The sequence below is a fragment of the Streptomyces siamensis genome (assembly GCF_039543605.1).
Lineage (GTDB): Bacteria > Actinomycetota > Actinomycetes > Streptomycetales > Streptomycetaceae > Streptomyces > Streptomyces siamensis.
Genome location: NZ_BAABKB010000046.1, coordinates 17,640 through 37,922 on the forward strand (window position 1 = coordinate 17,640; position 20,283 = coordinate 37,922).

21 protein-coding genes are annotated in these 20,283 nt (G+C 72.6%); 5 read left to right on the forward strand and 16 right to left on the reverse strand.

Going from position 1 to position 20,283, the window contains the following annotated elements; all coding sequences use genetic code 11:
• Positions 1 to 115: 115 nt before the first annotated feature.
• Positions 116 to 346: a DUF4287 domain-containing protein gene (locus tag ABEB03_RS41690; protein WP_028803887.1), complete on the reverse strand. Its 231-nt coding sequence runs from the start codon at positions 344 to 346 to the stop codon at positions 116 to 118.
• A 104-nt stretch (positions 347 to 450) separates the two neighbouring features.
• Here ABEB03_RS41690 and ABEB03_RS41695 point away from each other — a divergent pair, with 104 nt between their 5' ends.
• A complete protein-coding gene (locus ABEB03_RS41695; protein ID WP_345658272.1) occupies positions 451 to 762 on the forward strand; it encodes a hypothetical protein in 312 nt (103 codons plus the stop codon).
• 50 nt (positions 763 to 812) lie between these two features.
• On the opposite strand, the gene ABEB03_RS41700 is transcribed toward ABEB03_RS41695, so the two are convergent.
• The 3 genes from ABEB03_RS41700 to ABEB03_RS41710 form a co-directional block, all read right to left on the reverse strand.
• Positions 813 to 1,610, reverse strand: a complete 798-nt coding sequence (locus ABEB03_RS41700) for a hypothetical protein (RefSeq protein WP_345658273.1) — start codon at positions 1,608 to 1,610, stop codon at positions 813 to 815.
• A 319-nt stretch (positions 1,611 to 1,929) separates the two neighbouring features.
• Complete coding sequence (locus tag ABEB03_RS41705; RefSeq protein WP_345658274.1) at positions 1,930 to 3,150, reverse strand: acetyl-CoA C-acetyltransferase; 1,221 nt, start codon at positions 3,148 to 3,150, stop codon at positions 1,930 to 1,932.
• Between the two features lie 751 nt (positions 3,151 to 3,901).
• Positions 3,902 to 4,930, reverse strand: coding sequence for an SGNH/GDSL hydrolase family protein (locus ABEB03_RS41710; RefSeq protein WP_345658275.1), 1,029 nt, complete (start codon positions 4,928 to 4,930; stop codon positions 3,902 to 3,904).
• A 143-nt stretch (positions 4,931 to 5,073) separates the two neighbouring features.
• Between ABEB03_RS41710 and ABEB03_RS41715 the strand changes: the two genes are divergently transcribed.
• On the forward strand, positions 5,074 to 6,468 hold the full coding sequence (locus ABEB03_RS41715) for a cystathionine beta-synthase (protein WP_028803882.1): 1,395 nt from the start codon (positions 5,074 to 5,076) through the stop codon (positions 6,466 to 6,468).
• 446 nt (positions 6,469 to 6,914) lie between these two features.
• Here the strand turns inward: ABEB03_RS41715 and ABEB03_RS41720 are convergent, their stop codons facing one another.
• The 7 genes from ABEB03_RS41720 to ABEB03_RS41750 all read right to left on the reverse strand — a co-directional run bounded on the left by ABEB03_RS41720 (position 6,915) and on the right by ABEB03_RS41750 (position 12,983).
• Entirely contained in the window at positions 6,915 to 7,349 is a 435-nt protein-coding gene (locus ABEB03_RS41720; RefSeq protein WP_345658276.1) for a hypothetical protein, read from the reverse strand.
• Positions 7,350 to 7,484: 135 nt separating this feature from the next.
• On the reverse strand, positions 7,485 to 8,150 hold the full coding sequence (locus tag ABEB03_RS41725) for a carbonic anhydrase (protein WP_345658277.1): 666 nt from the start codon (positions 8,148 to 8,150) through the stop codon (positions 7,485 to 7,487).
• Between the two features lie 102 nt (positions 8,151 to 8,252).
• Positions 8,253 to 9,674, reverse strand: a complete 1,422-nt coding sequence (locus ABEB03_RS41730) for a purine-cytosine permease family protein (protein ID WP_345658278.1) — start codon at positions 9,672 to 9,674, stop codon at positions 8,253 to 8,255.
• Positions 9,674 to 10,612 carry an ABC transporter substrate-binding protein gene (locus ABEB03_RS41735; RefSeq protein WP_095934814.1) on the reverse strand — a complete coding sequence of 313 codons (939 nt, stop codon included), beginning with the start codon at positions 10,610 to 10,612 and terminating at the stop codon, positions 9,674 to 9,676. Before ABEB03_RS41735 ends, ABEB03_RS41730 begins: the two co-directional genes overlap by 1 nt.
• 12 nt (positions 10,613 to 10,624) lie before the next feature.
• Positions 10,625 to 11,287 (reverse strand): ABC transporter permease, encoded by a 663-nt coding sequence (locus ABEB03_RS41740; protein WP_345658342.1) that lies wholly within the window; start codon positions 11,285 to 11,287, stop codon positions 10,625 to 10,627.
• Complete coding sequence (locus ABEB03_RS41745; RefSeq protein ID WP_345658280.1) at positions 11,287 to 11,928, reverse strand: ABC transporter permease; 642 nt, start codon at positions 11,926 to 11,928, stop codon at positions 11,287 to 11,289. Before ABEB03_RS41745 ends, ABEB03_RS41740 begins: the two co-directional genes overlap by 1 nt.
• Entirely contained in the window at positions 11,925 to 12,983 is a 1,059-nt protein-coding gene (locus ABEB03_RS41750) for an ABC transporter ATP-binding protein (protein ID WP_345658343.1), read from the reverse strand. The genes ABEB03_RS41745 and ABEB03_RS41750 overlap by 4 nt, the downstream gene beginning before the upstream one ends.
• A 142-nt stretch (positions 12,984 to 13,125) precedes the next feature.
• On the opposite strand from ABEB03_RS41750, the gene ABEB03_RS41755 reads away from it, so the two are divergent.
• The 3 genes from ABEB03_RS41755 to ABEB03_RS41765 all read left to right on the forward strand — a co-directional run bounded on the left by ABEB03_RS41755 (position 13,126) and on the right by ABEB03_RS41765 (position 16,272).
• Entirely contained in the window at positions 13,126 to 14,646 is a 1,521-nt protein-coding gene (locus ABEB03_RS41755; RefSeq protein ID WP_345658281.1) for an aromatic amino acid ammonia-lyase, read from the forward strand.
• On the forward strand, positions 14,643 to 15,605 hold the full coding sequence (locus tag ABEB03_RS41760; RefSeq protein ID WP_345658282.1) for a MurR/RpiR family transcriptional regulator: 963 nt from the start codon (positions 14,643 to 14,645) through the stop codon (positions 15,603 to 15,605). The genes ABEB03_RS41755 and ABEB03_RS41760 overlap by 4 nt, the downstream gene beginning before the upstream one ends.
• Positions 15,606 to 15,702: 97 nt before the next feature.
• A complete protein-coding gene (locus ABEB03_RS41765; protein ID WP_345658283.1) occupies positions 15,703 to 16,272 on the forward strand; it encodes a hypothetical protein in 570 nt (189 codons plus the stop codon).
• 67 nt (positions 16,273 to 16,339) lie between these two features.
• Here ABEB03_RS41765 and ABEB03_RS41770 read toward each other — a convergent pair whose 3' ends face one another.
• The 5 genes from ABEB03_RS41770 to ABEB03_RS41790 form a co-directional block, all read right to left on the reverse strand.
• Positions 16,340 to 16,714: a roadblock/LC7 domain-containing protein gene (locus ABEB03_RS41770; protein WP_345658284.1), complete on the reverse strand. Its 375-nt coding sequence runs from the start codon at positions 16,712 to 16,714 to the stop codon at positions 16,340 to 16,342.
• Between the two features lie 16 nt (positions 16,715 to 16,730).
• Entirely contained in the window at positions 16,731 to 17,246 is a 516-nt protein-coding gene (locus ABEB03_RS41775) for a roadblock/LC7 domain-containing protein (protein ID WP_345658285.1), read from the reverse strand.
• Positions 17,247 to 17,310: 64 nt separating this feature from the next.
• On the reverse strand, positions 17,311 to 18,129 hold the full coding sequence (locus tag ABEB03_RS41780) for a transcriptional regulator (RefSeq protein WP_345658286.1): 819 nt from the start codon (positions 18,127 to 18,129) through the stop codon (positions 17,311 to 17,313).
• The gene (locus ABEB03_RS41785; RefSeq protein WP_345658287.1) at positions 18,126 to 18,524 is read right to left on the reverse strand and encodes a hypothetical protein; all 399 of its coding nucleotides are present in this window, start codon (positions 18,522 to 18,524) and stop codon (positions 18,126 to 18,128) included. Before ABEB03_RS41785 ends, ABEB03_RS41780 begins: the two co-directional genes overlap by 4 nt.
• 226 nt (positions 18,525 to 18,750) lie before the next feature.
• Positions 18,751 to 20,274 carry a type III PLP-dependent enzyme domain-containing protein gene (locus tag ABEB03_RS41790; RefSeq protein WP_345658288.1) on the reverse strand — a complete coding sequence of 508 codons (1,524 nt, stop codon included), beginning with the start codon at positions 20,272 to 20,274 and terminating at the stop codon, positions 18,751 to 18,753.
• Between the last annotated feature and the right edge of the window lie 9 nt (positions 20,275 to 20,283).

Sequence of the window (20,283 nt, forward strand, 5' to 3'; positions counted from 1 at the left end):
CCACCTGGCCGGACGACCCGGCCACAGGCACTTGAAGGGCCCGCGAACCACGGTTCGCGGGCCCTTCGTCGTGGGATGCCTGTCGTCGGATGCCTGATGTCACTGCGGTGCGCGCTCAGAGCAGTTTGCGCGCGGCCCTCCTCAGGTCGTACTCGTGAATGATCGCTTTGGCGTGGCCGTACGCGAGGTTGTGCTCGGCGCGGAGCCAGCTGACCTTCTCCTCGAAGCGGAAGAGGGCGGGGCCTTCCTCGACGGTGCGAAGCCAGTCGGAGATCTCACGACCGGTGCAGTGGGGGATTCGGGCGAGCAGATTGCGATGGGTCTCCTCGGAGAAGACTTGGGACATCGGCGCCTCCGGACGCAATGGGGATGTAAGCCGGTCCTTCACGCCACCGTGCCTGAGGGTTGGGTTGTTGGCAACAGTCCTGTCGCGGCGCGTAGTCTCGCGACGTGCTTGATACGACGCCGCTGACCCGAGCCGTGGATCACTTCGCCGACCGGTTGCGGGCCGCGCCGCAGAGCCGCCTGCAACGCAGCGCGGCAGCCGAGGCACTGGGTCTGGCCAGGGAGTTGGCACTGCGTGCCCAGCATCTGGAGGACCCCTCCGCGGCCCCCCGGGAGATGCCCGACGCGGGCATGTTCGCCGCCGCCGACCAAATCACCGTCGCGGCACACGACTTGGCTCTCGTACTGACGACCGAGGAGGAGCTGGCGCAGGCGGTGGCCCTCGTGGAGGAGGCACAGAAACGCGCCGGGGTCTGATCGGCTGACCGACTCCGGCGCGGGGTGATGTTTCTGGGTGGCGCGCGCTCCTACAGCGACGCGATGACGCGGTCCGCCAGGATGTAGACGTTCTCGTCGCCGCAGGCGAACGTCAGCGTGTAGGCGCCCGACACGCCCGACCCGCCGAGCAGGACCGGGGTCTCGCCCTCGCTCAGCGCGGTGGCGAGCCGCTCCGCCGTCTCGCGGTGACCCGGCGTCATGCACAGCGTCGTACCGTCCGCGAAGACATAGACGTCGAGGGTGCCGAGCGGGCCGGGGCGGACGTCCGCCAGCTCCGTGCCGGACACGGCGAGTTCCTCCAGGCACGCCACCGTGCGCTCATGGTCGTTCACCACGGGCGACTGGACCGGTACGAAGTCCGGGTGCGAGGGGTGGCGGCGGCGGGCCGCGGCCAGTTCCGGCGACTCGCTGTGGGCGCCGGCGGAGCCCTCCTCGGCGTCCGCGGCGGCCTCGGTGACCGGCTCCAGGGGCTCCAGGCCGACGAAGTCCGACTGGCGCGGCAGGAACATCTCGCTGTCCGTGAGGCCCAGCAGGGAGGGTGCCTCGGAGGCGTCACGCGCTTCCTGCGCGGCCCAGAAGGCCCGCGCCTCGGCGAGCTCCCGCTCCCGCTCCTCGGCGAGCGCCTCGGCGACCGCGGCCCGTATCCCGTCCGTGTCGGCGGCCGGGCGGGCGGCGGGCACGAGACCATGCGCGGCGGCCGTCGCCCGGCTCTCGACGAGCTCGGTGTGCAGAGCCGCGACCTGTCGACGCAGTCCCCGCACGGTGCGCAGTACGGCGATGCCCACGGCCGCGGTGGCACCCGTGGTGAGGAGCAAAGCAATCGGCATGGCGCTCACTGACGTACTCCCGGTTCAAGGTCGGCCCCCGACTTCCTACATCAGCTTGAAGGGCGGACCATCCGGCTGTCAGTGCGTAACGTCACGAAAGGGACAGGACTTTGTGCCTGGGGTTTAGTCGTGCAAGCGCTCTGACCTGCGAAAATCCCTCTCCAGGGGGAGATAGGTCACATCTTGGGCGGGATTGGATCACAAATCGGCCCAGAGCCCCGGTGGTTGCGGGGATCCGGGCCGATCCGATCACGTTCGGTTCAACAACGGTCACCCGTAAGGGATCTGCCGCCCGTTCGGATCCGTGTGCGCGACCGTGTCAGCTGAGGCGCTCGATGACCATCGCCATGCCCTGGCCGCCGCCGACGCACATCGTCTCCAGGCCGAACTGCTTGTCGTGGAACTGGAGGCTGTTGATGAGCGTGCCGGTGATACGGGCGCCGGTCATGCCGAAGGGGTGGCCGACGGCGATCGCGCCGCCGTTCACGTTCAGCTTGTCCAGCGGGATGCCCAGGTCGCGGTAGCTCGGGATCACCTGGGCGGCGAACGCCTCGTTGATCTCGAACAGGTCGATGTCGTCGACGGTCAGCCCCGCGCGCCCGAGGGCCTGCTTGCTGGCCTCGACCGGGCCCAGGCCCATGATCTCGGGGGACAGGCCGGTGACACCGGTCGACACGATGCGGGCGAGCGGGGTGAGGCCGAGCTCGCGGGCCTTCGTGTCGGACATGATCACGAGGGCGGCGGCGCCGTCGTTCAGCGGGCAGCAGTTGGCGGCCGTGACGAGACCGTCGGGGCGGAAGACGGGCTTCAGGCCCTGCACGCCCTCCAGGGTGACGCCCGCGCGCGGGCCGTCGTCCTTGGAGACGACCGTGCCGTCGGGCGTCGTGATCGGGGTGATCTCGCGCTCCCAGAAGCCGTTCTTGATGGCTTCCTCGGCGAGGTTCTGCGAGCGGACGCCGAACTCGTCCATGTCCTGGCGGGTGACGCCCTTGAGGCGCGCCAGGTTCTCGGCGGTCTGGCCCATCGCGATGTACGCGTCCGGGATCAGGTCGTCCTCGCGCGGGTCGTGCCAGGTCGAGCCCTCCGTCTGCGCGACGGCGGCGGTGCGGGCCTCCGCCTCGGCGAAGAGGGGGTTGTGGGTGTCCGGCATGCCGTCGCTGGTGCCCTTCACGCTGCGCGACACCATCTCGACGCCCGCGGAGATGAAGACGTCGCCCTCGCCTGCCTTGATGGCGTGCAGCGCCATGCGGGAGGTCTGCAGCGAGGAGGAGCAGTAGCGGGTGATGGTGCAGCCCGGGAGGTGGTCCATCCCCATCTGCACGGCGACGATGCGGCCGAGGTTGTGGCCCTGCTCGCCGCCGGGGAGGCCGCAGCCGAGCATGAGGTCGTCGATGTCCTTCGGGTCCAGCTCGGGGACCTTGGCGAGGGCGGCCTCGATGATCGTGGCGGTCAGGTCGTCGGGGCGCACGTCCTTCAGGGAGCCCTTGAAGGCGCGGCCGATGGGGGAGCGGGCGGCTGAGACGATCACGGCTTCGGGCATCACGGCTCCATTGGCATACGGGGATGAACCTTCGAGCAGGGCTGGTTGGGAAGTTACCCGTACGTATGGGCGAGGTCACGGGTGTGGGGGTGTGACTCGGGCCGCACTTTTCTAAGCGCTTGCTTTTTTCTGGCGGGGGCGCCTTTTGCGGGGGGCCGGGGGGCTGGAGGTGGGCTCATCCGTGCGGGGGCGCCTCGTGAGGGGGCTCCGGGGCTCCTTTTAGCTGGGGGCGGCGGGGCTCCTTCTCGGCGGGGCGGGGGTTTTCGGTGGGGCTTCCTCTTGGCGGGGCGGGGGTTTTCGGTGGGGCCTCTTCTCCAGCCTGGACCCCGGACCTGTCTCTCGCCCCCTCCGCCCCTACCCGTCCCACACCTGGGGCTCCGCCCCAGACCCCGCTCCTCAAACGCCGGAGGGGCTGAAACTTGCGCTCCGCCCCCCGGTGCGCCGAGTGTTTCCGGGCAGGGGACCTGCCGATTCGAGGTGGACCGGGGAGTTCCGGTGGAGGGCAGGGCACCTCAGCCCGTCCGGCGCTCGAGGACGAGGCCGTCCAGGCCGATTCGACATGGATTGGGAAGTTCCGGCCGAGGGCAGAGGACTTCAGCCCGTCCGGCGCTCGAGGACGAGGCCGTCCAGGCCGATGCCCGGGCGCGCCGAACCCACCGCCAGGGCTGAGGCACAGGAGCCTGCCCCTGGGCTGCGGCAACAGGAGCCTGCCCTGGGCTGCGGCACCGCAGGGGCGGTAGACCCCAGGGGGCTATGGGGACGGCGCCGGTGCCGGGTCCGTGGCGGGGAGCCTGCGGCGGCGACGGCGCTTGAGGAGCGCCCAGGGCCCCCGCGGCCCCGTGGGCATGGCGGCGGTGACCTCCGTGCCGGGCTCGGACACGGCCTCCGCCGCAGCCCGGGCCACCGGCAGGAACCCCTCGTGCCGCGAGGCGTCCGGCCGCTCCTCGTCGGCCGGCCACAGGCCGAGCGTGGCGCACACCGTGGGCAGCACCGCCATCGCGGCCGTCGCGTACCCCTCCGCGGACGGGTGGTAGTTGTCGGGCCCGAACAGCTCCCGAGGGTTCGCCTCGAACTCGGGGCCCAGCAGGTCGCCCAGCGAGACCGTCCGGCCGCCCTGCTCGACCGTGCCGATGGTCTGCGCGGCGGCGAGCTGGCGCGACGCCCGCCGGGCCAGCCACCGCAGCGGCTGCTGGACCTGCTCGACGGTGCCCAGGTCGGGGCAGGTGCCGACGACGACCTCCGCACCCGCGGTACGCAGCCGCCGCACCGCCGAGGACAGGTGGCGCACCGACCGGGTCGGCGGCATCCGGTGCGTCACGTCGTTCGCACCGATCATGATCACGCAGACGTCGGGCACCCGGGCGGGATCCGCGAGGGCGAGCACCACCTGGCGGTCGAGGTCGTCGGACTGGGCACCGGGCAGCGCCACGTTGCACAGTTCCACCGGCCGCTCGGCCACCGCGGCGAGCCCGGAGGCCAGCAGTGCTCCCGGTGTCTGCCGGGCGCGGTGCACGCCCTGGCCCGCGGCCGTGGAGTCGCCGAGCATCGTCAGGCGGAGCGGGGCCTCGCCGGGGGCGGCGCCGGCGTAGTCGTACCCGTACAGGCCGTCGGCGCGCGGCGCGTAGGGCGCGTTCCCGTTGCCCACCTGGCGCTTCGCCAGCTGCACCTCGGCCAGCACCAGGCCGACGGCGGCCGCGCCCACCAGGCCGATCCCACCACCGCCGTACGCCGCGCCCGCCGCGATGCGCCGCGCCACCCTCGCCCTCGACAAGCTCGACATCCTTGGCCGCCACCTCCTCGTAGCCGTACAAACACTGCTTGCCCCGTGCAGAGGGTCAGCCAATCTCAACGGCGCGTGAACGGTCCCCCAGGGCCTTAGGCTGACGGGACCATCCCTTTTAGAACGCAGCTCCGGAGACAACGGTGCAATTCCACGACTCGATGATCAGCCTCGTCGGCAACACCCCGCTGGTGAGGCTCAACAGCGTGACCGCGGGCATCCAGGCGACCGTCCTCGCGAAGGTCGAGTACTTCAACCCCGGCGGGTCCGTGAAGGACCGCATCGCCCTGCGGATGATCGAGGCCGCGGAGGAGAGCGGCGCGCTCAAGCCGGGCGGCACCATCGTCGAGCCGACCAGCGGCAACACCGGCGTCGGTCTGGCGATCGTCGCTCAGCAGAAGGGGTACAAGTGCATCTTCGTGTGCCCCGACAAGGTGAGCACCGACAAGATCAACGTGCTGCGCGCCTACGGGGCCGAGGTGGTCGTCTGCCCGACCGCCGTGGACCCGGAGCACCCCGACTCGTACTACAACGTCTCCGACCGGCTCGTGCGTGAGACGCCCGGCGCCTGGAAGCCGGACCAGTACTCCAACCCGAACAACCCGCTCTCGCACTATCACTCCACCGGCCCCGAGCTGTGGGAGCAGACGGAGGGCAGGATCACCCACTTCGTGGCGGGCGTCGGCACCGGAGGCACCATCTCCGGCACCGGCCGCTACCTGAAGGACGCCAGTGACGGCAAGGTCCAGGTCATCGGCGCCGACCCGGAGGGTTCCGTGTACTCCGGCGGCTCCGGGCGCCCGTACCTCGTCGAGGGCGTCGGCGAGGACTTCTGGCCGACGGCGTACGACCGGACCGTCGCCGACGAGATCGTCGCCGTGTCCGACAAGGACTCCTTCCAGATGACGCGCCGGCTCGCCAAGGAGGAGGGTCTGCTGGTCGGCGGCTCCTGCGGGATGGCCGTGGTCGCCGCGCTGCGGGTCGCCGAACGCCTCGGGCCCGACGACGTCGTCGTGGTACTGCTGCCCGACAGCGGCCGCGGCTACCTCAGCAAGATCTTCAACGACGAGTGGATGGCCGACTACGGCTTCCTCGACGACTCCGGCCCGAGCGCGCGCGTCGGCGACGTGCTGAACGACAAGGCCGGCGGTTCCATCCCCTCCCTCGTCCACATGCACCCGGACGAGACCGTCGGCGAGGCCATCGAGGTGCTGCGCGAGTACGGCGTCTCGCAGATGCCGATCGTCAAGCCGGGCGCCGGCCACCCGGACGTGATGGCCGCCGAGGTCGTCGGTTCGGTCGTCGAGCGCGAACTGCTCGACGCGCTCTTCACCCAGCGCGCCTCCCTCCAGGACCCGCTGGAGAAGCACATGTCGGCGCCGCTGCCGCAGGTCGGCTCCGGTGAGCCGGTCGGCGACCTGATGTCGGTGCTCGGCTCCGCCGACGCGGCGATCGTGCTCGTCGAGGGCAAGCCGACCGGCGTGGTCAGCCGCCAGGACCTGCTGTCCTTCCTTGCCAAGGGCGGCGCCAAGCAGTGACGCGCCGGGCCGCCGTCCGTCCGGTGAGGGCGGGCGGCGCCCGACGGGCGTACGAGGTGTCCGTCGGGTGCCGGATCCTCCGGCGGCGCCGGCCGGGACTTCGCGGAAGTGGTACGAGCGTGTCACGTCCACGCAGCACCCGCTTAACACGCGTCCGGCACATTGGTGGATGTCGGCAGGGCGGGAGCGGCTCCCCGCCCGGGCCGGCACCGAAACGGCGCCAAGGACCTCCGGAGCGGCTCCCGGACCTCCATGGACGCCACGGACGCGCAAGCCCGGCCCTGACCCGGCCCGCGTCCCTCGCGGGGACCGCCGTCGTCCCGCCCCCCGGTGACGGGGGTGCGGCGGTCCCCGCGCAACACGTCACGAGGGCCCGGCACCTCTCACAGGTGCCGGGCCCTCGCGTGCGTCCCGACGCCGGCCGGCGGGCCTTCGCGCAGGTGCGCTCAGTCCTCCCAGTCGGACTCCGGCCGGTCCTTGCGGCGGCTGAAGAAGTGGGGGGACAGGCGCGCGGCCTGGACCACGTTGACCCCGACGATGCCGCCCCAGGCGACCAGCAGGCCGGGCAGGTGCGCGACGCCGCCGCCGATCGCGGACAGCGGGATCGCGAGGACGAGCGAGACGATCCCGAACCCGAAGCGCTCGCCCCAGGAGTCGGTCGTCTGCGGTGAGCGCGAGCCGCGGGCCACCACCATCTGCTGTTCGGCGAGCTGGCGCCGCACCCGGCGGTCGACCGCGCCGTCGAGGCGCTGCTCGACCTTCTCCAGGAACGAGTCGACCAGCGCGGACTCGTACTCGTCGCCTAGTTCCCTGCGCGCGTGCAGGGTGGCGTCGAGTTCCTTCTTCAATTCGGCGTCGCCGCGGGCTTCCCTACCGGTCATACCGCTCACGGTAGGGAGCCGGGGCCGCCGTGGCACTGGGGTTAGCCCCCCTGTTCGGGCTGTGCCGCACCCCCGTACGCGTGGCAGCGGGCCCGGACGTCCCGCGGCCCCGGGGCGGCAGGCGCCGTGTTCCGGTCAGGGCAGCAGGTGCACCCGCCCGCTGTCGAGGTCGAAGCGGGCGGCGGTCACCTCGGCCGCGTCGAAGGCCGGGTCGGCCCTGATCGCGTCCCGGACCCATGAGGTGTGTGCCCGCACGGTGTGGTCGGCCCAGTCCCCGGGGACCGGCCGGGTCCGCCGTGCCGCGGGCAGGATCTCGTCCACGAGCACGCGCAGGTGTCCCGGCACGGGCGTCCCGTCGCGCAGGTGCGCGAGGGCCGCCGCGATCGCCCCGCACCGCTCGTGCCCGAGGACCAGGACCAGCGGGATGCCGAGTTCGGCCACGCCGTACTGGACGGACGCGAGCCCTGCCTCGTCCAGCACCTGTGCCGCCGTGCGTATGCAGAGCAGGTCCCCGAGCCCCTGGTCGAAGACGAGTTCGGGCGGGACGCGCGAGTCGATGCAGCCGACGACCACCGCGAAGGGCTGCTGCCCGGCGGCCAGCAGCTGCCGCCGGTCGCGGCCCTGGTGCGGATGGCGGGGGGTGCCGGCGGCGTAGCGCCGGTTGCCCGCGAGGAGTTCGGCGAGGGCCGCGTGGGCGGACGCCGGGTGGGGATGCGGTGCGGCGGCGGCCGGGGCCGCCGCCGGTGCCGCGGTGAGCGCGGCGCCGGCCGCCGCGAGAAAGACCCTGCGGTTCGAGGGCATGACGCTCCCTCAGGAGGAGTGCTGGTGACGCTCACTCACCGTAGGCACGCATCTGCCTCCTCGGCTGCCCGTTTCACCGCATCCGGTGATTCGGAGGCGGACTCATCGCTCCTGGTGCGCCGGCCGGGGACCGGGGGCCGGTTCGTGCGCCGTCGGCTCCGGGAGGTGCGCCGTGTTGCGCCGCGCGACCAGCCAGTACAGGAGTGCCGGTACCGCGAGCCCCACGATCCAGGAGACGTCCGCACCGCCCAGCGGCGCCACGAAGGGGCCCGTGTAGAAGCTCGTCGCGAGGAACGGCAGCTGGGCGAGCAGTCCCGCCGCGTATACCCCGAGCGCGTCCCAGCGCCACGCTCCGTAGCGGCCGTTCGGGTCCGACAGGGCGGGGATGTCGTACCGCTCCTTGGAGATGAGGTAGTAGTCGACCAGATTGATCGCCGACCACGGGGTGAAGAAGGTCAGCAGGAACAGCAGGAAGTCCTTGAAGGAGGACAGGAAGCTGTCCTTGCCGAGCAGCGCGACCGCCGTGCCGGCCACCATGATCAGGCCGATGTACGCCGCCCGGCCGGCTCGCGACAGCACCCGCTGACCGCGGAAGCCGCTGACGCTCGTCACCATCGACATGAAGCCGCCGTAGGTGTTGAGCACGTTGATGGTCAGCTTGCCGAGCGCGATCACGAAGTAGAAGAAGGACGCGACGAGTCCGGTGCCGCCGAGCGCGACGACGTAACCGACCTGGCTCGCCAGGAACTTCTCGCCCGCCGTGGCCGCGACCAGGACTCCGAAGGTCATGGACCACTGGGAGCCGAGGGCCGAGCCGGCGAGGGTCCACCAGAAGGTGGCGCGCGCCGATGTCGTGCGGGGCAGATAGCGCGAGTAGTCGGCGACGTAGGGGCCGAAGGCCAGCTGCCAGGACGCCGACAGGGACATCGCCAGCAGGAACATGGGGAGGTCGAAGCGGGCGTCCCCGAACAGGGCCCCGACGTCCACCCGGTCCAGCAGCCTGATGCCGAGGTACACGAACGCGAGGGCGCAGATCACGCTCGCGACCCGGCCGAGCGCGTGGATGACCTTGTAGCCGACCGCCGCCGTCACGGCCGTGACCACGGCGAAGACGACGATGCCGGTGGTGTCGTCGGTGTGCGTGAGTTCGCCGACCGCCTGCCCGGCCAGCACGCTGCCGCTGGCGAAGAAGCCGACGTACATCAGGACGACGAGGAGGAGGGGGACCACCGCGCCGCGCACCCCGAACTGCGCCCGGGACTGGATCATCTGCGGCAGGCCCAGTTTCGGGCCCTGCGCCGAGTGCAGCGCCATCACCGCGCCGCCCAGCAGATTGCCGAGCAGCAGGCCGACGATCGACCAGACCACGTCGCCGCCGAAGACGACGGCGAGTGCGCCGGTGACGACGGCGGTGATCTGGAGGTTGGCGCCGAGCCAGAGGGTGAACTGGGAGAACGCCGTGCCGTGGCGTTCCTCGTCGGGGACCACGTCGATGGAGCGCAGCTCCACGATGCCGCCCGCCATCACTTGGCCAGCCCGTGCTGCCGGGCGTACGTGTTCGCCACGTCCTCGGGGTCCTTCTTGTCCTTGTCCACCTGGCGGTTGAGCTCGGTGAGCTGGGCGGTGGTGAGCACGTTGCCGAGTTCGGCGAGCGCCTTGCGGACCGTGGAGTCGGCCTTGCGGTCGGCGACGAGCGGCACGATGTGCTGGCCGGGGATGAGGTTCTTGGGGTCGGACAGCACCACCCAGTCGTTGGCCTGGATGTCGGTGTCGGTGGTGAAGAGGTTCGCCACGTCGACGTCGCCCTTCTTCAGGGCGCCCTTGACCAGCGGGCCGGAGGAGTCGAGGGACTTGAACTCCTTGAACTCCACCCCGTACACGTCCTTCAGGCCGACCACGCCGACCTCGCGCTTCTTGACCTCGGGGGCGGCACCGACGACGAGTCTGCCGTTCTGCTTCGCGAGATCGGCGAGCGTGGACAGGCCGTACTTCCGTGCGGTCTCCCGGGTGACCACGAAGGCGTCCGAGTCCTCCGCCATGCCGTACGGGAGGACCTGGAGGCCGGCCGGGAGCGCCATCGCGAGGGCGTTCTGCATCTCGCCCTCCTCGGTGGCCCTGGACTTCGGGGCCAGGTAGTGGAGCAGGGCGCCCTGGTACTCGGGGAGCAGATCGATGTCGCCGCCCTTGAGGGCGGGGATGAGGATCTCGCGGGTGCCGAGGTTGGGGCGGACGGTCGTCTTCACACCGGCGGCCTCCAGGACGGCGGCGTACAGGTATCCGAGGACCTGGTTCTCGGTGAAGTTGGCGGTGCCGATGGTGACGCCGCCCTTGCTGGAGCCGCTGCCGCCGCTGCCGGCGGAACCCCCGCCGTCGAGCGAGGTGATGCCGCTGCCGCAGGCGGTCAGGACGGGGACGGAGACGGCCGCGCCGGCGAGCGCGCCGAGGAGGGTGCGACGGTTCATGACTGAGTGCTCCTAGGCGGGACGGTGGCGGAACAGGACGCGCTGGAGCGCGGAGAGGGCGAGGTCGAGGACGACGGCGACCACGGCGACGAGCACCGCCCCGCCGAGGACCTGCACCAGATCGCGCTGGGCGAGGCCGTCGAAGACGTAGCGGCCGAGACCGCCGAAGGAGACGTACGCGGCGATGGTGGCCGTCGCCACGACCTGGATCAGCGCGAGCCGCAGGCCCGTCATGATCAGCGGGAGCGCGAGGGGCAGCTCGACCTGGAGGAGCACCTGGTGGCCGCGCATGCCCTGGCCGCGTGCCGCGTCCTTCACGTCCGCGTCGACGGCGTTCATGCCGGCGTAGGTGTTCGTCACGATCGACGGGACGGCGAGCGCGACGAGCGCGATGTACACCGGCCACATCGACAGGCCGCTCGCCAGGAAGACGAGGACGACCAGGCCGACCGTCGGCAGCGCGCGGCCGAAGGAGGCGAGGTTGATCGCGAGGAAGGCGCCGCGGCCGGTGTGCCCGATCAGCAGGCCGACGGGAAGCGCGATGGCTGCGGCGACGAGCGTGGCGAGCAGGGAGTACTGGAGGTGTTCGGCCAGGCGGTGGGCGATCCCGTCCGTGCCGGACCACTGGTCGCCGCTGACCAGCCAGCCGCCGAGGTTTGCGAAGAGTTCGTACATCAGGCGCGCCGCCTCGTCCAAGGGGTGAGTGCGTACTGGACCGCGACCAGCAGCGCGTCCGCGACCAGGGCCAGCAGCAGGGTCAGGACGACGCCGACGATCACCGGCGTCGGGAAGTTGCGCTGGAAGCCGTCGGTGAACAGCTGGCCGAGCCCGCCGTCGCCGATGTACGTCGCGACGGAGACCAGCGAGATCGACATGACCGTGGCGATCCGCACGCCGGCCATGATCACCGGCAGGGCCAGCGGGAGCTCGACGGTGAGCAGGGTGCGCAGCGGGCGGGTGCCCATGGCCTTCGCGGCCTCCTTCGTCCTCGCCGGGACCGAGTCGAGGCCCTCGACGGTGTTCCGCAGGAGGACGACCAGGGTGTAGATCGTCAGGCCGATGACGGTGGTGGTGCGGGTGAGCCCGCTGACCGGCAGCAGCAGGACGAAGACCGCGATCGACGGGATCGTGAACAGCACGTTCGAGAGCCCGAGGAGCAGACCGCGCAGCGGGCGCACGCGGTGCGCGAGCACGGCGAGCGGCAGCGAGATCAGCAGTCCGAGGAGCACGGCGGTGAACGCGGCTTCGAGGTGGGAGACGGTGAGCGAGGTCAGGTCGTCGGTGTGGTCGCCTATCCACGACCAGTCGACGGTCATGCGGCCACGCCCGCGCCGGTCGTGGCACCGGCCGCGCTGTGCGCCCGGCCCGCGTGCTCATGGATGTCCTCGCGGGAGGTCACGCCGGTGAGCCGGCCGTCGCCGTCGACGCGGGCCACCAGCCCGGCCGGGGAGGCGACCGACTCGTTGAGCGCGGACAGCAGGGAGTCGCCGTCCTTCAGCGGCCGCAGGGGCACCTCGGCGTCCTTGGACCGGGAGCGCCAGGCCAGCGGCTTGCGCGCCTCGTCGAGCACGAGGGTCCAGGGGCCGTCCTGCGGGGCCGCGGCCTGCGGGACGTCGGCGAGGGTCGTCAGCGAGAGGAGCTTCAGACCGCGCTCCGCGCCGAGGAAGTCCGCGACGAAGTCGTCCGCGGGGCGGGCGAGCAGTTCCGCGGGGGCCGCGCACTGCACCAGGTGGCCGCCGGTGCGGAAGACCGCGATCTGGTCGCCGAGCCGTACCGCCTCGTCGATGTCGTGGGTGACGAAGACGATGGTCTTGCTCAGTTCCTTCTGGAGGCGCAGCAGTTCGTCCTGGAGCTGGGTGCGCACGACCGGGTCGACGGCGCCGAAGGGTTCGTCCATGAGGAGGACCGGCGGGTCGGCGGCGAGGGCGCGGGCGACGCCGACGCGCTGCTGCTGGCCGCCGGAGAGCTGGTGCGGGTATCGCTTGCCGGCGTCGGCGTTCAGGCCGACGGTCTCCAGCAGTTCGGCCGCCCGGGACCGGGCCTTCCTGCGGCCCCAGCCCAGCAGGAGCGGCACGGTGGCGATGTTGTCGAGCACTGTGCGGTGCGGGAAGAGCCCGGACTGCTGGATGACGTAGCCGATGGAGCGGCGCAGTTCCGCGGCGTCCTGCTCCAGGACGTCCTTGCCGCCGACGCGGATGGTCCCGGAGGTCGGCTCGACCATCCGGTTGATCATCCGGAGGGTGGTCGTCTTGCCGCAACCGGAAGACCCGACGAGTACGGTCACGCCACCTTCCGGCATCTCCAGGGAGAGGTCGTGGACCGCTGTCGTGCCATTGGGGAAGCGCTTGTGGACCGTGTCGAACTGGATCATGAGGTGTCCCTTGCCCGGCCTGTATATCGTCATGCAGAGTTCTCTGTATCTGAATAGGTTGTCAACGGTCCGGCGTTAATCGCTGGTCACCAATGACCGCCAGGCAAGATTGAATGTCCGGGTTGAGGGGAGTACGGGCGTAATGGCGTCTCGGATTGTGGACACGTCGAGTACGGCGGCACCCCTGTCGGTGACCGATCTCGTGGTCCTGGACGGGCGCGGCACCGGTGTCGAGGACGTCGTGCGCCTCGCCGACGGGACCGCGCGGCCGGTGCCGGCCACCGATGCGATGAAGCGGGTCGAGGAGTCCTGGGACGCCGCCCGGCAGATCGCGGCGACCGGACGCGTCTACGGCCGCTCCACCGGCGTCGGCGCGAACCGGAACGAGGACGTGCCCACCGAGGCCGCCGCCGACCACGGACTGCGCCTGCTGCGCAGCCACGCCGGAGCCATCGGCGAGGAGCTTCCCGCCCGCCAGGTCCGCGCCATGCTCGCCGTCCGCGCCAACCAGCTCCTCGCGGGCGGCGCCGGCCTGCGGCCCACCGTCGTCACGGCCCTGTGCGAGGCACTGGAGAGCGGCGCGTACCCCGCGGTCAACGAATTCGGCTCGGTGGGCACGGGTGACATCGCGGCACTCGCCCAGGTGGGCCTGGCGCTGGCGGGGGAGCACCCGTGGCGCGGGGCGGGCGCCCCCGAGGCGCAGCCCCTGGACAACAACGACGCCCTCGCGCTCATCAGCAGCAACGCGCTCACCCTCGGCCAGTCCGCCCTCGCGCTGCACGAACTGCGAGCCCTGATCGAGGCCACCCAGGTGGTGGCCGCGCTGTCGCTGCTGGCCGTCGACGGGTCCCACGAGGCGTACGCGGAGCCCGTGCACGCCGCCCGCCCGCACCGGGGATCGACCGAAGTGGCCCGGCGGATGCGGAGGTTGATCGGCGCGGCGGACCGGCCCACCCCTCCGCTCGGCCGCATCCAGGACCCGTACGGCTTCCGCTGCCTGCCGCAGATCCACGGACCCGCGCACGACGCGGCGGACGCGCTGGACGGCGTCCTCACGGTGGAGATCAACGCCGCCGCCGAGAACCCGCTGATCTCGCCCGAGGACATGGCCGCCTACCACCACGGCGGCTTCTACCAGGCCCAACTCGCGCTCGCCCTGGACCACTTCAGGCTGGCCGTCACCCAGGTGGCGCGGCTGTCCACCTCCCGGCTCTCCACCCTCAACGAGCCGGCCTACACCCGTCTGCGTCCCTTCCTCGCCGACCCGGAGCCCGCGTCCTCCGGGGTGATGATCCTGGAGTACGCCGCCGGTGCCGCGCTCGGTGACCTGCGGGCCTTCTCCGCGCCCGCCTCGCTGGGACACGCTGTACTCTCCCGGGGCGTCGAGGAGCAGGCGAGCTTCGCCTCGCTCGCCGCGCGCCAGACACTGCGGGCGTGCGGCGCGTACCGTCTCGTCGTCGGCTGTGAACTGGTCGCCGCCGTACGGGCGCTGCGCCAGCGCGACCTGCGGCCCGAGCCGGACCTCCCGGTGGGCCGGGCGCTGGAGCTGGCCGAGTCGGTGCTCGACCCGGAGCAGGCCGACCGGCCGCTCACGGACGACGTGACGGCGGCGGCCGCGCTGCTGGACCGGTTCACGGACATCTGGAGGGGGAGCACGTCATGAGCGCGGGCAAGAGCGCGGGCAAGAGCGTGGACAGGAACGCGGGCAGGAACGCGGGCACCGGCACGGCCGCGGACGGGGACGCGGGGACCGTCCCGCACGCGGGGGACGACGCGGGCGCCGACGTGTCCGACAGCCCCGCCGCACGGCTGCAGGCTCTCTTCGAGGGGCACCGCCTCACACCGACCCAGCGGCGCATCGCGCACAGCATGGTGCGGCGCGCCGCCGACGTGCCGTTCCTGTCCAGCGTCGAACTCGCCGAGCTGGCCGGGGTCAGCCAGCCCTCCGTGACCCGCTTCGCGGTCGCCCTCGGCTTCGACGGCTACCCGGCGCTGCGCAGGCATCTGCGCGAGGTCGCCCCCGCGGAACCGGCCGCGGACACCTCCTCGTACAACGAGTACCAGCAGGCCGTCGAGGCCGAGATCGAGAACCTGAGGCACCTCGCGGAGGCGCTCGCCGACCCCCGTCCGGTGGCCAGGGCGGGCCGGCTCCTCGCGGCCTCCCGCCCGCTGCCCGTCCTCGGACTGCGGGCCGCCGCCTCCCAGGCGTACGGCTTCGCGTACTTCGCCGCCAAGGTCCACCCGGACGTACGGCTGCTGCACGAGGGCGGCACCATGCTCCACGACCGCATCGACGCCGCCGTGCGGGCCGGCGCCACGGCCCTGCTGTGCTTCGCGCTGCCCCGCCACCCGCGCGAGGTCGTCGACTCGCTGGCCTACGCGAAGCAGGCCGGGCTGACCGTCGTCACCGTCGCGGACTCCGCCTTCGCGCCGGTGGCCAAGGTGTCGGACCTCCTGCTGCCCGCCGCCGTCGGCACCGGCCTCGCCTTCGACACGGCGTGCTCCCCGATGCTGCTGGGACGTGTCCTGCTGGAGGCCATGTGCGACGACCTGCCCGACGCACAGGCGCGGTTGGAGGAGTTCGACACGCGGGCCGCCGCCCGGGGCCTGTTCACCGAGTAGCCGTCGCGGCGCGCCGCTCCGCCTCTCAGACTCGTCTCACCTTCGTCGGCTACCGTGCCCGCCCGACGGGGCGAACGGTGAGCTGAGGAGGCGGAACGTGGCGCGCGGAGGGCAGGGACTGGCCCGGGTGGCCGTCGTCGTGCGGGCCGGTGCCGCACCGCTGTGGTGGTGCGGGGTGTTCGCGGCCGGGATCGGAGTGCTGGTCCCCGGACTGACCGGCCGACGGATCGGAGTGCCGGCCGGGGCAGCGCTGTTCCTCGTGGCGGCCGCCGTGACGGCGTGCGTGCGCCGCAAGCGGTACGCGGCCCTGGTCCGTTCCGCGGCCCGCGCCGGCAAGCAGGACGTGCTCCAGGACCGTGCCGTGACGGTGCGCAACTGGCGCCGGGGTCACCGCTGGTGGCTCGTCCTGGCCTTCCTGGCCGCGCTCGGCAGCTCCTTCGCGGTGCCCGCCGCCGGCGGCATGCTGCTGGCGGGGGTGGGGGCCGGGCTGTGGCTCAAGGCCGGCTGGCTGGGGCGCCGCGAGCGCGCCGGGGAGACGCTGATCTGGGTGCGGGTCGACTGGCTCGGCCGCCGCGCGGGCGCACCGGCGGGCAAGCCCGTCAAGGCCTGCCGTGCCACCGGCGTCGCGGCCGGCGACGCCGCGCCCGGAGGGGCGCGGCGCCGCTGACCACGAGGTCGCGGGTGCCGGTGACGACGTGACGGGGCGCTGGGCCCTGTCTGACCATCCCGCCTGCCTAGACCTCCAGGTCGGCTTCGATCCTGCGCAGTTGGTGCCGGGCCATCGCCAGGTTGGCCCGTTTGCCGTCGAGCACCAGGTACAGGAAGAGGCCGTTCCCACCCCGCCCCTTGAGCAGCCGGATCAGGTGGTACTGGTCGGACAGCGTGATCAGGATGTCCTCGATCTCGCCCTTGAGGCCGAGGTGTTCCATGGTGCGGATCTTCGCGCGGACGACGTCCGTGTTGCCGGCCGCCGCGACGTTGAGGTCGAAGCCCTTGCTGCCGCCGATCGTGCCCAGCGCCATTCCGCTGGTGTAGTCGACGAGAGCCGCTCCGGTCGCGCCCTCGATGGACGCCAGAGCCTCTTTCAGCGTGGTTTCGGTGTTCGCCATGGTGGATTGCTTCCTTTCAGCTTTCCGATGTGGTCGGGGTGTTGGGTGCGGTGGTGGTGCGCGCGTTCCCCGGGCCGCGCGCCGTGCGGGTACGTGTGGTCGGGGCCCCGGACGGGGCCTTCCCGGCGGCCCTGGCCGGGCCGAGCGGTTCGCCGCGTGCGGTGGCGGCGTCCACGAGCTCCCCGATCCGGGTCCCGGAACGGCGCCCCTCCAGGTGGAGCCGGCCGACGTTGACCCGGTCCTGGGCCAGCAGCGTCAGCACGGCGGAGGTGCCCGCCGCGTACGTGGCGACATAGCCGTGCACGCCGCGGACCAGCAGCTCGCGGAAGTCGCCCTGTTCGGTCGCGTCCGTCATCCGTGCGGCGACCCCCAGGGCCGCCGCGGTGAGCGCGGCCAGCCCGTCCGGCTCCACACCGGGGGTGTCGTGGGCGAGGACGAGACCGTCCGCGCTGGCCGCGAGCGCCCCGGTCAGCTGGGGCACCCGGGCCCTCAACCGGTGGAGTTCGTCCAGGACTTCGGGCTCCGCCGCCATCAGCAGTCTCCTCTCGGCACGCTGTCGTAGCGCGCGGATCACAAGGCCTCCCCCGGGTTGGCACTCACAGGGCCTCCAGCGCGTCTCTGAGCCGCCGCAGCAGCGCGACGTCGGGATCGGCGGAGGGCTGGGTGAGCACGCCGGGCAGGGGAGGCGGCTGTGGTGCGGGTACGGCCCCCACCAGTCCGGCGGCGGCCAGCCGGCGCAGGTCGACCAGGGTGTGGAAGGCCGGTCGCCCGAGCGCGACGGAGACGTCGGCCGCGGTCCGTACGCCGTCCACGCGGCCGAGTACGGCTTCCTGGCGCAGCGGCACGGACGGCCCGGCGGGCAGCCCGGAGCGCAGCAGCGGAGCGGTGTCCGTCGCCGGGTCGGGCCAGATGCGGTGCAGCAGTTCGCGGCGGCGCACCGTCTCGCGCTCCAGCGCGGTCACGGGCACGGGGTGGACGGGGCCCAGCCAGTGCGCGGCCCCGTAGCGGAAACGGGTCGGGGAGCTGCTCGGGCCGAGCACGAAGTACGCCGCGTCGTACAGCGCGCCGAGGTGGCACAGCTCCAGCGCGCCCTCGGCGATCCGGCCGTGGTCGACGAGGAACCGGCCGACCCGGCGGCGGGCGCCGGCCGCCGCGACGGCCTCCCGCCACGCCTCGGCGTCCAGCACTCCCCGGGCGGCGAGCAGCACGTCGAGCCCTGGGGTGGAGGGGCTCTCGGCGTGCACCACCTGGCCGTCGGCGAGGTAGAGGGTGCCGCGTTCGCGGATGAGGACGCCGGTGGCCCGTTCGTCGGCGAGGCGGCTGAGCATCGGCGAGACGCCGCTGTTGCCGCTGGTGCCCGCCGCCCTGTCCCGCACGGGGAGGCGGGGCGGGGGAGGTGTTCTGACCGTCGTCATCCCAGCACCAGCCGTCCGGCCATCTCGCCGAGCCGTATCCGGGCCAGCGCGAGATTCCCGTCGGAGCGGGCCAGCCACAGGTGCAGGAACACGCTGCTGTCGAAGGTCGTCCGTACGAACCGCAGCAGGTGGTAGCTGTCGCGGTTGCTGATGATCAGGTCCTCGACCGGGGTCTCCTGCTCCGACCAGTCGGAGCCGTCCGACGGGGCGAAGGCGCGGTGTTCCGCGGCGAGCCGGGCGAGTTCGGCGGCCTCGGCCGCCGTCGTCTCGTGGTCACCGCCCGGCGCGTCTCCCACAGTGCCCAGGGCCAGGCCGCTGGTCCAGTCGACCACCGCTGCACCCCGCGCACCGGGCAGTGTCATGGCTTCCAGTAGGCACTCGTCGATTCCGGGCACCGTCTCTCCCCTCCCGCCAAGGGTTCGGCCGAGTGACGCCGAAGTTACGCAACGTGTGCGTGACGGGTGAGGGATCCGGCATTTTCCTGTGGAACATGCCCGCGGTGACTAAGGTGGGTCAACTGGCCACATTCTGTGTCCGGTAAGTGTCGTCGCGCAGGGGTGGCCGGGGGCGCCCAGGAGTGCGGGGAGGCGTGCGTTCCCGTGAGCGCCCCCGACGGCACTCCTAGAGCCCCGTGAGGGCGGACCGCTGCGCCCCGCCGGACTCCGCGACGATCTCGTCGACGGTCTGCGGCTCGCGGACGACCGCGAAGCGCACCCCGCCCCCCGCGTCCCGGGCGAACCCGAAGATCCCGGGACGGGCCAGGGAGTTGTACGCGTAGTGGTGGGCGAAGTAGTACGCCCCCGTGTCCAGCGCGGCCGCGTGGTCGCCCTGTTCGAGCAGCGGCAGCGCACGCCCCTCGGCGAGCAGGTCGCCGGCGAAGCAGGCGGGGCCCGCGACGTCCTGGACGACGTCCGGGCCCGTCTTGGGCCGGCCCTTCGCGTCGTACGCGGCGATGCGCAGCGGCCACGACGCCGGCGCGTACACCGTGCGGGTCGCCACCTGGACCCCGGCGTGCGTGACCGCGACCTTCCGCCCTCCGGCGGACTTCGCGTACTCGACCCGCGCGAGCACCGTCCCGTGCTTGGCGAGCAGCGACCGCCCGAACTCGGTGACCAGGCCGTACCGCCCGTCGAACAGCCCCGGCACCGCCTCCGACAGCAGTCGCGCGTACTGCGCGTACGTCGGTGTCGTCGCGTCGGAGCCGAAGTTGACCGGCAGCCCGCCGCCGATGTCGATCGTGTCGACCTGCCGCCGCCCGGCGCGCCGGTTGATCTCCTCGGCCAGTGCGTACACCTCCGCCACCCCCTGCGCCATCAGCGACAGCGGGACGCCCTGGGATCCGGAGTGCAGGTGCAGCCGGGTCAGCCAAGGGCGGGCGGCGAACGCCTCGACGAGCCACTGACGCGCGCCCTCGTCGCGCAGTGCGACCCCGAACTTGGAGGTCGCCGTGGCGGTGGACAGCGCCTCGATGGAACCCCCGCCGACCTGCGGGTTCACCCGGATTCCGAGGGGAGCGCGGGTGGGTGCGGAACGGACGGCGGCGTCCAGTCGGTCCAGTTCCTGCGCATTGTCGGCGTTGACCGCGATCCCCAGCGCCAGCGCCTCGCGCAGTTCGGCCTTCGTCTTGGCGGGGGAGTCGAGGACGGTGCGCGCGGGGGGCACTCCGGCCGCGCGCGCCAGCGCGAGCTCCCCGGGGCTCGCCACCTCCGCGCCGATGCCCTCCTCGTACAGCAGCCGCAGGACGGGGACGAGCGGGGTCGCCTTCACCGCGAAGGCGTGCAGCACCGGGGTGCCGGGGGCGGTCACCGCCGCGAAGGCGGCCCGCAGGTCCGCCGCCGACGCCCTGATGCCGTGCACGTCGAGGAGCGCGACGACAGGCGTTCCCGGCCCGGTCAGGCCCTGCTCGACCGCGGCCCGGACCGCCTCGTCGCGCCGCGCGACCCGGTCGGCGTCCCGTTCGGGCGAGCCGCTCCCGCCCGTCCCGCCGCGCCCCGCCGGGGCCCGCGGCGGAACGGTCCCGCCCGCGCCCCGGGAGTCCGTCCCCCCGCTCCCGGGAGCGGCCCCGTGCGCGCCGCTCCGGTCCGTCCCGTTCCCGCCCTCCGCGTGCTCCACCGGATCCCCCGTCCTGTCCCTGTCTGCACCCATACATCCCAG